The organism is Stenotrophomonas sp. SKA14 (genome assembly GCF_000158575.1).
Classification (GTDB): Bacteria; Pseudomonadota; Gammaproteobacteria; order Xanthomonadales; family Xanthomonadaceae; genus Stenotrophomonas; species Stenotrophomonas forensis.
This window is the reverse complement of the sequence record NZ_DS999412.1, coordinates 1,873,938-1,886,430: the sequence shown is the minus strand read 5'-3', so window position 1 is coordinate 1,886,430 and position 12,493 is coordinate 1,873,938. Positions and strand designations below refer to the sequence as shown.

At 67.7% G+C, this 12,493-nt stretch carries 12 protein-coding genes; 4 read left to right on the top strand and 8 right to left on the bottom strand.

The window, feature by feature from the left end; genetic code table 11:
- Nucleotides 1–101: 101 nt before the first annotated feature.
- The 7 genes from SSKA14_RS08535 to SSKA14_RS08505 form a co-directional block, all read right to left on the bottom strand.
- Nucleotides 102–776 (bottom strand): rhomboid family intramembrane serine protease, encoded by a 675-nt coding sequence (locus tag SSKA14_RS08535; protein WP_008267505.1) that lies wholly within the window; start codon nucleotides 774–776, stop codon nucleotides 102–104.
- Nucleotides 777–869: 93 nt separating this feature from the next.
- Nucleotides 870–1,208, bottom strand: coding sequence for an MGMT family protein (locus tag SSKA14_RS08530; protein ID WP_224329410.1), 339 nt, complete (start codon nucleotides 1,206–1,208; stop codon nucleotides 870–872).
- Nucleotides 1,205–2,125: a DMT family transporter gene (locus tag SSKA14_RS08525; protein ID WP_008266694.1), complete on the bottom strand. Its 921-nt coding sequence runs from the start codon at nucleotides 2,123–2,125 to the stop codon at nucleotides 1,205–1,207. Before SSKA14_RS08525 ends, SSKA14_RS08530 begins: the two co-directional genes overlap by 4 nt.
- A 184-nt stretch (nucleotides 2,126–2,309) precedes the next feature.
- Nucleotides 2,310–3,668 carry a glutathione-disulfide reductase gene (gorA, locus tag SSKA14_RS08520; RefSeq protein WP_008265491.1) on the bottom strand — a complete coding sequence of 453 codons (1,359 nt, stop codon included), beginning with the start codon at nucleotides 3,666–3,668 and terminating at the stop codon, nucleotides 2,310–2,312.
- Nucleotides 3,665–4,915 (bottom strand): FAD-dependent oxidoreductase, encoded by a 1,251-nt coding sequence (locus SSKA14_RS08515; protein WP_008265517.1) that lies wholly within the window; start codon nucleotides 4,913–4,915, stop codon nucleotides 3,665–3,667. The genes gorA and SSKA14_RS08515 overlap by 4 nt, the downstream gene beginning before the upstream one ends.
- Before the next feature lie 3 nt (nucleotides 4,916–4,918).
- Entirely contained in the window at nucleotides 4,919–6,163 is a 1,245-nt protein-coding gene (locus SSKA14_RS08510; protein WP_040007325.1) for a DUF418 domain-containing protein, read from the bottom strand.
- A gap of 99 nt (nucleotides 6,164–6,262) precedes the next feature.
- Nucleotides 6,263–6,745 carry a peptidylprolyl isomerase gene (locus tag SSKA14_RS08505; protein WP_008266927.1) on the bottom strand — a complete coding sequence of 161 codons (483 nt, stop codon included), beginning with the start codon at nucleotides 6,743–6,745 and terminating at the stop codon, nucleotides 6,263–6,265.
- 111 nt (nucleotides 6,746–6,856) lie between these two features.
- Here SSKA14_RS08505 and SSKA14_RS08500 point away from each other — a divergent pair, with 111 nt between their 5' ends.
- Entirely contained in the window at nucleotides 6,857–7,396 is a 540-nt protein-coding gene (locus SSKA14_RS08500; protein ID WP_040009468.1) for a C40 family peptidase, read from the top strand.
- Nucleotides 7,397–7,593: 197 nt separating this feature from the next.
- Nucleotides 7,594–8,301: a C40 family peptidase gene (locus SSKA14_RS08495; protein WP_232281429.1), complete on the top strand. Its 708-nt coding sequence runs from the start codon at nucleotides 7,594–7,596 to the stop codon at nucleotides 8,299–8,301.
- Nucleotides 8,302–8,562: 261 nt separating this feature from the next.
- Here SSKA14_RS08495 and SSKA14_RS08490 read toward each other — a convergent pair whose 3' ends face one another.
- On the bottom strand, nucleotides 8,563–9,897 hold the full coding sequence (locus tag SSKA14_RS08490) for a dicarboxylate/amino acid:cation symporter (RefSeq protein ID WP_008266950.1): 1,335 nt from the start codon (nucleotides 9,895–9,897) through the stop codon (nucleotides 8,563–8,565).
- Nucleotides 9,898–10,050: 153 nt separating this feature from the next.
- On the opposite strand from SSKA14_RS08490, the gene SSKA14_RS08485 reads away from it, so the two are divergent.
- Both SSKA14_RS08485 and SSKA14_RS08480 read left to right on the top strand, forming a co-directional pair.
- Nucleotides 10,051–11,757: an alkaline phosphatase gene (locus SSKA14_RS08485; protein WP_008265557.1), complete on the top strand. Its 1,707-nt coding sequence runs from the start codon at nucleotides 10,051–10,053 to the stop codon at nucleotides 11,755–11,757.
- On the top strand, nucleotides 11,754–12,299 hold the full coding sequence (locus tag SSKA14_RS08480; protein ID WP_008264634.1) for a WG repeat-containing protein: 546 nt from the start codon (nucleotides 11,754–11,756) through the stop codon (nucleotides 12,297–12,299). The genes SSKA14_RS08485 and SSKA14_RS08480 overlap by 4 nt, the downstream gene beginning before the upstream one ends.
- The last annotated feature ends 194 nt before the right edge of the window (nucleotides 12,300–12,493 follow it).

The window sequence follows — 12,493 nt, the reverse complement described above, 5'->3', positions numbered from 1 at the left end:
GCACGCCAACCGAGGTTGGCATCCACCGCGTCAAATGATCCCATTCAAAGCGTGCCAACCCAGGTTGGCACCTACCCGCGTGAAGTGGGGCGCATAGCGCCTCACTTCACGCTGCGCAGATGGTTCGGTCGATTCGGCGGGCCCGGCGGCCGACGCTTGTTGAACGGCGGCTGCCCGCGCCAATAACGGATCAACAACCAGCCGAACAGCATGCCGCCCAGATGCGCGAAGTGGGCCACGCCCGGCTGCCAGCCGGTCATGCCCAGCACCAGTTCACCCACGCCGAACAGGATCACGAAGGTCCGTGCCTTCATCGGGATCGGCGGGAACAGCAGCATCACCCGCTGGTTGGGGAACAGCATGCCGTAGGCCAGCAGCAGGCCGAACACGCCGCCGGACGCGCCCAGCACCGTCGCCGGGTTCTCCAGCAGCGTCCCCACCAGCAGCTGGCAGACACCGGCACCGGCCACGCAGACCAGGTAGTACAGCAGGAAGCGCTTCTCGCCCCAGGTCTGCTCCAGCGGCGCGCCGAACATGAAGACTGCCAGCATGTTGAAGAACAGATGGCCGAAGCTGCCATGCAGGAAGCCATAGGTCAGCAGCTGCCAGGGCTGGAAATTGCCGCCCGGCGAGAACGCATCGAAGCCCTGCTGCAACGGTTGCAGCATGAACGGCTCGAAGGTCTGCATGCCGAGCAGGAACGGCTGCTGCAGCAGGAACAGGATCGCGTTGGCGATCAGCAGGGCCTTGGTGACGGTTGGCAGTCGCGGGAACATGGGAGCACCGGCATGGAACGGCCTCCATCATAGCCGCAGCACCCTGCCTTGTTGGCGACCGGCAGGCACGGCCCGTTCAGTCGCCAGCCGCGCTCAGCCCGGCCCCCACACCGCCGCATCCAGCGCCGCTGCCGGATCGGTGGCCGGCATCCGCACCCGGCCGTTCTCCACCACCACGCCTTCGGCGCGCAGCCGCTGCGATTGCTCGCGCCAGCCGGCCGAACCTTCTTCCATGGCAATGCGCCCATCCGAGCGCAGCACGCGATGCCAGGGCAGGTCCGGATCGTCGTTCTGGCCGAGGATGCGTGCGGTCAGCCGGGCACGCCCGGGCAGGCCGGCGCGCATCGCCACCTGCCCATAGCCCATCACCTGCCCCGCCGGGATGGCGCGGATCACCGCCAGGATGCGCGCGCGCGCCTGCTCCGGCGTCAGCGCCGCAGGCGGGTCACCAGCAGTACGCCGATCAGCACCAGCACGGTGCCGGCGATCTGCGCCGGCCCCATTGGTTCGTCGAGCAGCCATAGGCTCATCACGATGGTGGAAACAGGGCCCAGCATACCGACCTGTGCGGCCAGCGACGAACCCACGCGCTGCACCGCCAGCATGATCGCCAGCACCGGCAACACGGTGCACACGGTGGCGTTGACCAGCGACAGCCACTGCACCGCCGCAGGCGCCTGCCACAGCAGCGGCAGCGGATGGGTGACCGCGAAATGCAACAGCACCAGCACGCTGGCCACGCAGCTGGCATAGGCGGTCAGCCGTACAGCACCGATGCGTGCGACCACCTGGCCACTGCCGAACAGGTACAGCGCGTAGCTGAGCGCACTGCCCAGCACCAGCAGGCTGCCGACGATGATCTGCCCGCCCTCGCGCTGCAGGTCATGGCCGAACGCCAGCAGCACGCCGAGGTAGCTCAGCACCAGCGCGCCGATCTGCCAGCGGCCCGGCCGCTGGCGCGCCAACAGCACGTTGATCAGCAGCACCAGGGTCGGGTTCAAGTACAGGATCAACCGCTCCAGGGTCACGCTGATGTACTGCAGCCCCTGGAAGTCGAGCAGGCTGGACAGGTAGTAGCCGGTGAAGCCCAGCCACAGCACCCGGGCGCGGTCGGCCCATGACAACGGCTCGGCCCGGCGCGCGGCCCACAGCGCCATCAGCACGAACAAAGGCAACGCCATCAGCATGCGCAGGGCGAGCAAGGTAGTGGCATCCACGCCGTGGCGCAGGCCGAGCTTGACGATGATCGCCTTGCCGGAAGCAGCGATGGCGCCGATCGCAGCCAGACCGATTCCCCCCAGCGCGATGCGTGGGGACGAGGTGGCGATACGGGAAGCGGGATTGGACATCAGGACGACGGCGGGCCGCGCGGGGCGGCCCGGGAAGGCGTGGGGGCCGCCATTGTCGCATGGGGGCGGCCGGTGCCCGCCCCGGTAGCGCTGAGCGTGCCCGAATGCCGCCTTCTGTGGAGTCGAGCCATGCTCGACTGCTTTCGCACGGCAGTCGAGCATGGCTCGACTCTACAACCGCAGGTCAGCGCATCAGCACCACTTCCTCAGCCGAGGTCGGGTGGATCGCCACGGTGTCATCGAACTGGGCCTTGGTCGCACCCATCTTCACCGCCACCGCGAAGCCCTGCAGGATCTCATCAGCCGCTTCACCCAGCAGGTGGATGCCCACCACCCGTTCCTCGGGGCCAGCGCAGACCATCTTGAACAGGCTGCGCTGGGTGCCATTGGCCAGCGCCTGCAGCATCGGGCGGAAACGGCTGTGGTACACGCTCACCTGCTCGAAACGCGCGCGCGCTTCCTCTTCGCTCATGCCCACCGCGCCCAACGGCGGGTGCGAGAACACCACGCTGGCCACATTCTCGTAATCCATCTTCGACTGCGGACGGCCACCGAACAGGCGATCCATCAGCCGCCGCGATGCCGCCACCGCCACCGGGGTCAGGCCGACCTTGCCGGCAATGTCGCCGACCGCATGCACGCTCGGCACGCTCGTGGTCTGCCATTCGTCCACTTCCACCTGTTGGTGCTCGCCGATGCCGATACCCAGCGCTTCCAGGCCCAGGTCACGGCTGTTGCCGCGGCGGCCGGTGGCAAAGAACACGGCATCGAAGGCGTTCTCCAGCACGCCATCCTGGCCGATCGCGCGCACGCGTTCGCCATCGCGCTGCAGCTCGCGCAGGCGGTAGTCGAAATGGATTTTTACGCCCTGCTGCTTCAGGTTCTCGGCCAGCTGATCGGTCAGCTCGTAATCGAAGCGCTCCAGCAGGCGCTTGCCACGCACCAGCAGGTGCACCTTGCTGCCGAGTGCCTGCAGCAGGCCCGCCAGTTCCACTGCGATGTAGCCACCACCGATGATCGCCACCTCGGCAGGTGCCGCACGCAGATCGAAGAAGTCATCAGACACCAGGCCCAGTTCGACGCCCGGAATGTCCGGCCGCAGCGGGTGCGCGCCGGTGGCGATCAGGATGTGTTCGGCGCTGTAGCGCACGCCATCGCTGCAGGCCACGGTGTGCGCATCGAGCAGGTGGCCGCGCGCCGGAATGCGCACCACGCCGGTTTCGTCCAGGCGCTTGTGGTAACTGGTGTGGATGTTGCTGATATAGGCCTGGCGATGGATCACCAGTTCCTTCCACGACAGCGCCGGGCGGGCCTCGACATCGAAGCCCATCGCACTGGCCAGGCCGATGCGTTCGTGCAGGTCGGCCGCCAGCCACATCGCCTTCTTCGGCACGCAGCCGACATTGACACAGGTACCGCCGAGTTCGCCCGGCTCCAGCATTGCCACCCGCTTGCCATGCTGCGCGGCGCGGATCGCACCGGCCAGGCCGGCGGAGCCGCCGCCAAGGACGATCAGGTCGTAATCATAGGGTGCAGTGCTCATCGGAATCGCTCGGGTCGGTAAGGGGCAGGATCGATCGCTGGGGTACGGCCGCAGACGAGATCGGCGATCAGCTGGCCGGTGCCGGCGCTCATGCTGATGCCGAGCATGCCATGCCCCGCTGCAAGCCAGACGTGAGGATGCGCGGGCGCACGGCCGATCAACGGCACGTCGTCCACGCTCATGGGGCGCCAACCGCACCACTGCTCCTGCAGCTGCGCACCGCATGGCGCGCGCAGGTAATGGTCGGCGGCCTGCTGCAGCGCGCGCAGGCGGGTCGCGCGCAAGCTTGGATCGGCACCGGCGAATTCCATGGTGCCACCCAGCCGCAGCGCTTCGCGCCAGGCGATCACGAACACGGAATGATCTTTCAGCACCACCGGCCGCTGCGGCACCAGCGCCGGCCGCGACCAGGTCAGCGAGTAGCCCTTGCCAGGCTGGATCGGTACGCGCAGATCCAGTTGCCGTGCCCAGTGCCGCGACCACGGCCCGGTGGCCAGTACCAGCTCGCGCGCGGCCAGCGACTGCCCATCCGCCTGCACGCGTACACCCTGTGCGTCATCGCTGAATCCCTGCACGTCCACCTGCTCGTCGATCACCACGTCCTGCGCGCGCAGCACGCGTGCCAGCTCGGCGGTGTAGCGATCCGGCCGCAGCTGCGCATCACCAGGAAAATGGATCGCACCCGCCAGGCGATCGTGGAAGGCCGGATTCGCGCGCGCATAGTCGGCACCACCGATGCAGGCCGTGGCGATGCCCTGCGCGTTCAGCGCCTCGCATTCGGCCACATGGTGGTCGAAGTTGCGTGCATCGCCGAACACGTAGTCCAGCCCGCGCGCATCAAATTCGCAGTCAAGCGCATGTACCTGCACCCACTCGGCCAGGCGCCGCCGCGAATCACCCAGCAGCGCGCCACGTGCACGCGTGGACCGCAGCCAGTCGCGGGCGTTGCAGCGTGCACCAAACTGCAGCAACCAGCGCCACAGCGTGGGATCCAGCCGCCTGCGCACGTACAGTGGCGCGCGTGGATCGAGCATCCAGCGCAACGCGCGCAGCGGTACCCCGGGCGCCGCCAGTGGCGGTGCGTGGCTGGGGGTGATGGTGCCGCAGTTGCCATGCGACGTCGCACCCCCGACGCGCCCCCGGTCGATCACGCGCACCTGCCGGCCCTGCGCGCGCAACGCCAGCGCGCTGGCCAGGCCGATGGCCCCGGCGCCGACCACGATCACGTCCTCGCGCGCCCTCGGCATCGATCAGCCCAGCCCGGCTCCGCGCCGCATCGGCGGCCACTGCCGGTACGTCATCGCACGCCACAGCCATTCCATGGGCCCGAAACGGAAGTGGCGCAGCCACACGTGCGAGATGGCCACCTGCACGGCAAACAGCAGCAGCGCGAACAGAAGTTGCACGCTGCGCGGCATCATCTCGAACCTGCCCAGTCCGTAGTGGTAGAAGATCCAGGTGCACAGCAGCGACTGGCCGAGATAGTGGGTCAAGGCCATGCGCCCGACCGGTGCCAGCCACGCCAGCCGCGTGCGCCAGTGCACGATCCACGCCAGGTAGCCCAGGCACATCGGCAGGCCGCCGATCGTCACCAGTGCCATTGCGGCTGTTACCGGCAGGTCGTAAGCACCCGGTGCCAGGTAGGGTTTCCAGGCAACACCCAGTACCGTGACCAGCAGACCCAGCGGCAGCGCGATCCAGCGCAGCGAGGCGTACAGGCGTGGGAAGCGTTCCGGCGCGGCAAGCGCGCCACTACCAGCGAACCAGCTGCCGATCAGGAACATGCCCAGTACTTCCGGGCCGGTGATCAGCAGCGCGCCCATCGAGGTGCCGAACTCGCTCAAGCGCTGCACGGTGGCCTGTCCCCAGCTGCCCTGCCCGTACACCTGCCGCTGCAGCGCGATGCTCTGCTGCGCTTCGCTGAGCATGCCCTGCACCTCGTCTGCCGAAGCCATCGACACCATCGCACCGACCAGCAGCATCATCGCCGCGCCGCCCAGATAGACGATCACGCCCATCCATGGCAGCCAGCTGCGCGGCGCCTCGCGGCAGGCCAGCAACGGAAGCGAGATCAGCGCATACATCACCAGGATGTCGCCGGACCAGACCAGCAGCGCGTGGCACAGGCCGATCAGCAGCAGCCCGGCGCTGCGGCGCAGGTAGAACGGGGTGAAGTCGCGGCCGGCCACGTCGGCGCGCTGCGCCATCACCGCGAAGCCGGCGCCGAACAGCAGCGAGAACAGGGTGAAGAACTTGCCCTGCACGAACACATAGACAAAGGCATCGGCCCAGTAGTCGATGCCTTGCCAGTGCACGTCGATACCGGTGAACGCCAGGTCCAGCGGGCCACTGAAGGCCTCGATGTTCATCAGCAGGATGCCCAACAACGCGGCACCACGCAGGATGTCCAGCACGGCGATGCGTTCGCCGGAAGCCATCGGCTGCAGGGAAGGAGAAGCGGCGTTCACGGGGCATCCGTCGGGCAGGTCCGCCATTATGCCGCCGGCCCACGCGCCATGGATGCCCGCGCCGTGTTCCAGAAACGCAACGGCCCGCCGAAGCGGGCCGTTGCTGCCATCACGATCGCGCTGCGATCAGTGGTGGTGACCACCGTCACCGTGGACGTGGCCGTGGTCGATCTCTTCCTGGCCGGCTTCGCGCACATCGACGATTTCCACGTCGAAATGCAGGTCCTTGCCGGCCATCGGGTGGTTCAGGTCAACGTCGACCACGCTCATGCCGACCTTCTGCACGGTCACTGCACGCGGGCCGAAGTTGGTCTGCAGCACGACCTGCTGGCCCGGGGCCAGCTTGGTGTTGCCGAAGTGCTTCTTCGGCACGCGCTGGGACAGGCCCTCGCGGCGCTCGCCGTAGGCGTCGGCCGCAGTGACGTCGACGCTGAAGGTCGCGCCGGCTTCCTTGTCCATCATGGCGTTTTCCAGGCCCGGAATGATGTTGCCGTGGCCGATCAGGATCGCCAGCGGCTCGCCGCGGTCCTTGGACGATTCGATCGGCTCCTGGCCGACTTCGGAAACGGTGTAGTGGAAGCGGACAACGCGGTCTTTTTCGATCTTCATGCGCAACTCTGTCTGGATCTGCCGGAGGCAGGCGGGTTGGGGCGGGTTGTCGCCCGGCGGGGACGCCGCCATCATGACGGCCAATCCAAGGTGGCGCATTATCCGGAGATCATGCACATCACGCCAGTTTCGTCCGGCCTGCGCCGGCTCCTCGCCCCGGCCCTGCTGCTGGCCCTGCCCCTGCTGATGACCGCCTGTGGCGGCGGCAAGGCCACCCGCCCCGCTCCGCCCCCGCCGACGGCCCACTGGCCGAAGACCGTGCCGGACAACCCCGAGGCCGCCAACTCGGTGCTGATGCGTGCCATCAGCCTGGTCGGTACGCCCTACCGCTACGGCGGCAACACCCCCGATTCGGGCTTCGACTGCAGCGGCCTGGTCGCCTATGTGTACCGCGAGATGCTGGACCTGCGGCTGCCGCGCACCTCGCGTGACCTGGCGGCGGTACAGGGCCCGAAGATCGATCCGCAGCGCCTGGCCACCGGCGATCTGGTGTTCTTCGGCAGTCGCGGCAACGTCACCCACGTCGGCATCTATGTGGGCGAAGGACGTTTCGTGCACGCCCCAAGCACCGGCGGCACGGTCCGGCTGGACTCGCTCAGCGGGCCCTACTGGAAGGACCACTACACGGGCGCGAAACGCATCCTTCGCTAAAATGAACAGGCGATATGTTCAAAACTGTGACGCCCATCACTATGGAACTAACGGATTGCTAACGGAATTTTTAACTTATTGACGCTTTTACAGGGCATGATGCCCCATCGTTTTTTTCCTGTGACCGACGCGTGACGACTGACGACCTGAAAAGCGAAGGCCAGACTTCCGTATCTTCACGTAGTGCCCGCCCGCTGTTGCTTGGCCTGGCACTGTGTCTGACCAGCCTTCCGGCCTGGTCGCAGACTGTTCCGAATCGTTCCGATGTGACTCCGGCCCCGGTGGCCGAGAGCCCCGCCCGACCGGCCGCCAAGGCCGAGGCTGCAGCTCCGCAGCGCAGCCGCGTCGATGCCGCCGCCAGTGCGACCCTGGCCGCCCTGTTGCCGCACCTGGCGGCCAACGACACCATTCCGCTGATGGACCGCTCGGCCGTGGTGGCCGGCGATCTCAGCCGCCTGCTCGCCAACTACGACACCAGCAGCGCCGCCAATGGCAGCGTTGTCGGCACCGCCGCCGACAACGGCAAGGTGCAGTCGCTGCTGCGCCGTGCGATGACCCTGCTGGGCACCCCGTACCGTTGGGGCGGCAGCAACCCGGACAGCGGTTTCGACTGCAGCGGCCTGGTCGGCTACGTGTTCCGCTCCGCCCTCGGCATCGAGCTGCCGCGCGTCTCGCGCGAGATGGCCCACGATGACAACGCCGAACTGATCAACGACCGCACCGCGCTGGCAGCTGGCGACCTGGTGTTCTTCGGCCGCAAGGGCCGCGTGGACCACGTCGGCATCTACGTTGGTGACGGCCGCTTCCTGCACGCCCCGAGCTCGGGCAAGGACGTGCGCGTGGACACCCTGCTCAGTGGCTACTGGGGCAACAAGTTCATGCAGGCCCGCCGGGTCGATCTCTGATCTGACCGGTTGGCGCGACCGCGCCGCCTGACATGAGAAAAAGCCGCTGCCCTGCAGCGGCTTTTTTTGTTGGCCCGCAATGACGGATAGGCGCCGACCGGCCTTGGTGGGTACCGAACTTGGTCGGCGCTGCCTTCATCCACGCATGGCGTGGATCTACTGACCTTTGGTGGGCGCCGACCGTTGGTTGGCACCGCATCAGCCACCTGCCAAGCAAAAGGCCCGCCGGTCAGGGCGGGCCTTTCATCGCTACGCACAACCTCAGCTGCGCGGCGGTGTCGGGTCGGGATCGTCCACGCCCACATTGCCGGACGGGTTGTCATACACCGCCTGATCCAGCAGCCCGGTTTCCTTGGCCACGATCACCGGCACCAGCATCTGGCCGGTCACGTTGGTCATCGTGCGCATCATGTCCAGGATGCGGTCGATGGCATACAGGTAGCCGATGGTCTCCAGCGGCAGGTTGGCCGCACTCAGCACCACCGTGGCCATGATCACCGCGGTGCCCGGCACGCCGGCGGTGCCGAAGCTGCCCAGCACCGAGGCGATCAGCACCACCACGTACTGCTCCGGGGTCAGCGGCACACCGCTGTACTGTGCAATGAACACCGCGCACAGCGCCGGGTAGATCGCGCCGCAGCCGTCCATCTTGATGCTGGCCCCCAGCGGCACCGCGAACGAACCGTAGTCCTTGTTCACGCCCAGGTTGTGGGTGATCGAGCGCAGGGCCACCGGCATCGCCGCGAAGCTGGACGAGCTGACAAACGCCACCTGCATGCCCGGTGCCGCGCCACGGAAGAACTTCAGCGGGTTCAGGCCGTGTGCCAGCAGCAGCGCGCTGTAGACCACCACGATGTGCAGCGCGCAGGCCACGTACAGGGCCAGCACGAAGTGACCCAGCGGCAGCAGCTTCTCGAAGCCGTAGCTGCCGACCAGGCCGGCGATCAGGCCGAAGGTACCGATCGGGGTGACTTCCAGTACGAAGCGGGTCACCTGGATCATGATGTCGCTCATCTGGCCGACCAGCTTGCGCGCCTCGGTCACCTTCTCGCCCAGCTTGACGATGGCAAATCCGACCAGACCTGCGAAGAAGATCACCGGCAGGATCGAGCCGCGACCGGCGGCCAGCACGGTTTCACCGGCCGCATTGACCTTGGTGCCGATGCCGGACAGCGCATAGAAGACATTGGCCGGCACCACGTCCAGCAGCACCTGTACCACGCTGGGCACTTCGCGCGGCACATAGTTGCTGGCCATCGACAGCTGCAGGCCACCGGCGCCGGGCTGCAGCACGGTGCCCACGCCCAGGCCCACGCACACCGCCAGCGCGGCGGTGATCACGAACCACAGGAAGGTGCGGCCACTGAGCGCGGCAACCGACTTCTGGCCGTGCAGTGACGAGATCGCATTGATGACCGCGAAGAACACCAGCGGTACCGCGATCATCTTGATCAGGGTGACGTACAGCTCGCCGAGCGGGCCGAACCACGTTTCCGCGGCCGGGCCCAGCGCCCAGCCGGCCAGCGCGCCGAGCACGAAGCCACCGACCACGCGCTGCCAGAATGGAATCCGCAGCCAGGCAGAGACCAGCTTCATAGGCAATCCAGAGGGGAAGAAGGGATGCTGGAACGATAGCCCAAGGCGGCCGGCAGAACGACCGCCCGGCCGGCAAATCAGTGTGTCATCGGCGTGCCTTGCGGGGCCGGGCATAATGAACGTCCCGTTACAGTTTGTGAGATCCCAGCGTCCATGCGTCGTTCCGTCTCCCTGTTGGCCGCCTGCGCCACCACCCTGCTGCTGGGCGCCTGCGCCAGCACTGCCCCCGCGTCCGCCCCGGCCGGCCTCAAGGTCGCCGTCGATCCCGTCGCCCACCCGGCCGGTGAGACCCCGCAGTGGTGGTACCGCAGCGGCGCCGCCCAGGCGGCCGCCAACGGCGCGATGTCCGGCAAGGCCAAGAACGTCATCCTGTTCCTGGGCGACGGCATGAGCCTGACCACCGTGGCCGCCTCGCGCATCTACGAGGGCCAGCAGAAGGGCGGTTCGGGCGAAGAGAACCTGCTGTCCTGGGAGCGCTTCCCGGCCACCGCGTTCAGCAAGACCTACAACACCGATTCGCAGACGCCGGATTCGGCCGGCACCATGACCGCCATCACCACCGGCGTGAAGACCCACATGGGTGCGATCGGCGTCAGCGCCGGCAGCCGCACCGACTGTGCCGACAGCCTGTCCAAGGGCCTGCTGACCTGGCTGCAGCTGGCCGACAGCGCCGGCCTGGCCACCGGCGTGGTGTCCACCGCACGCCTGACCCATGCCACCCCCGCCGCCACCTACGCGAATTCGCCCGAGCGCAACTGGGAGAACGACACCGACCTGACCGAAGCGGCCAAGGCGGCCGGCTGCAAGGACATCGCCCAGCAGCTGCTGTCGACCTCGCGCTATGGCCGTGGCCCGCTGGTCGCCCTCGGCGGCGGTCGCGGTGAATTCACCACCGTGGAAGAGCGCGATCCGGAATACGACGACAAGGTCGGCCAGCGCCTGGACGGCCGCAGCCTGGTGCAGGAATGGCAGCAGGCACATCCGCAGGGTGCCTATGTCTGGAACAGCAAGCAGCTGGCGGCCGCCGCCAACGCACCGGCCATCCTCGGCCTGTTCGAGCCCGACCATATGCGCTACGAGTACGAGCGCCCGCAGGATCCGGGCGGCGAGCCGAGCCTGGCCGAACTGACCGCCGCGGCGATCAAGAACCTGGCAAAGCACCAGGAAGGCTACGTGCTGATGATCGAGGGCGCGCGCATCGACCACGCCAATCACAGCGGCAACGCCTACCGTGCCCTGACCGAGACCGTCGCCCTGTCCGACGCGGTGCGCGTGGCCAATGAACTGACCTCGGCCGACGACACCCTGATCATCGTCACCGCCGACCACTCGCACACGCTGAACTTCGTCGGCTACCCGGCACGCGGCAACCCGATCCTGGGCAAGGTGAAGGACAAGGGCGGCGAAGACGGTGCCGGCAAGCTGGACTATGCGCTGGACGGCAGCGGCCAGCCGTACACCACCCTGACCTACGCCAACGGCCCGGGCCACACCGGCGCCAGCAACCAGCAGCCGGCCGGCGCCAAGCGCTACCCGCACAACCCGAGCAGCTTCGAACCGGCCAATGGCCGCCCGAACCTGCGCGAGGTCGACACCGAGCACCCGGACTACATGCAGGAAGCGCTGGTGCCGATGAAGGCTGAATCGCACGGTGGCGAGGACGTCGGCATCTGGGCACGCGGCCCGGGCAGCAAGGCGATCCGTGGCACGCTGGAACAGAACGCGATCTACCACATGATCGTGCAGGCCACCCCGGCCCTGCGCGAGCGCCTCTGCCAGGCCGGCACCTGCGACGACAAGGGCGTGCCGGTGCAGCTGCCGGTGCCGACCACCTTCGAACGCAAGGCCGAGGCCAAGTGATCGAGCGGCAGGCCCGCCCTGCCGCCGCCAGCGGCCGCCTCGCGCGGTCGCTGGTCCTGCTCGGCATGCTGGCCAGTACCAGCGCGCTGGCGCAGGCACCGGCCTGCAAGCTGCTCACCGACGAGCACGGGCTGTGGCCGCTGCCCAACTGCGAGGTGGTCGATCACCGTCCGAAGATCGGCGCCGACACGCTGAAAGACCTGAACTACGACGACCACGGCCTGGCCGTGGTCTATGCCGACCAGGGCTTCCACTACGTCGACCGCAAGGGCCGCAGCCTGCCGGTGCTGACCTGGGACAACGGACCGGAGACGCCGCAGGAGGGCCTGCTGCGGGCCCGCGTCGGCAACCGCGTGGGCTACTTCGATCTGAAGTTCCGTCAGGTGGTGCCGGGCACCTTCGATTTCGGCTGGCCGTTCCGCGATGGCGTGGCCGAGGTCTGCAACGGTTGCCGTCGCGGCACGCCGGATACGGATGGGCACACGCCGATGGAAGGCGGAGAGCGGTTCCGCATCGACCGTTCGGGTCGTCGAGTGAAGTAGGGGTTTCGGCAGGGCTGCGCCCTGCACCTGCTGCAAGCCAGCGCCAGCGCCAGAGCAACAGCAACAGCAACAGCCAAAGCGGCTCTGGTTTTCTGTGGGTTTGGCGGGGCGGTGTGGGTGGTCAGGACACGCCGTAAACCCATCCATGGGGGCTCGATGGCGCCATCCATGGCGCCAACGGTCCTGCCCACCCC